Annotated in this window: 1 protein-coding gene; it reads left to right on the top strand. The window is 45.5% G+C overall.

The window, feature by feature from the left end:
* On the top strand, positions 1 to 492 hold a 492-nt coding region (locus AB4512_RS22990), incomplete at both ends, for a DUF2989 domain-containing protein (RefSeq protein ID WP_372175837.1).

The following is a 492-nucleotide window of genomic DNA, read 5'->3' as shown; positions in this document are numbered from 1 at the left end:
TGAACATGAACGATGGGCAATGTCGTGTCGCACGTACCGACCTCATCTGGCATCGATTTGAAGTTCAGAAGCAACCCACCGAAATCAACAAAATTAAAGAATTCGAATTAGTCACTGCCTACAAAAAGTGCCTAGAGCTCGCGGCACAGATCGAAACGATCGATCAATCTAAGCTGCAAGAGCGTCGCTTTACCTCTTTAATGCACAGTATCGAAGAGTCTGAGCGCATTGTTGATGAGCTATCGAAATCTGATACACCGGAAACGCTTTACTTCTTGTGGTCGCAAACTGGGGACACCAATGCCAGACGCAGTTTCCTACAACTAGAAGGCTCTGAAGCGTTAAACACAGCTGAGATGCAATATGCCTTGGCAACCTTCTATACCACCCGCAATCATATAAAGACACTTAAGCTACTCAATAATGCGCTAACGCTTTCTAATGGCTCGGTAGCCAACACTGAAATCTTCAAGTCGATGGCCAGTATCAACC

The sequence above is a fragment of the Vibrio sp. 10N.222.52.B7 genome (assembly GCF_041474275.1).
Taxonomy (GTDB): Bacteria; Pseudomonadota; Gammaproteobacteria; order Enterobacterales; family Vibrionaceae; genus Vibrio; species Vibrio crassostreae_C.
Note: the sequence above shows the minus strand (reverse complement) of the source record. Positions and strands in the feature narration are given on the sequence as shown.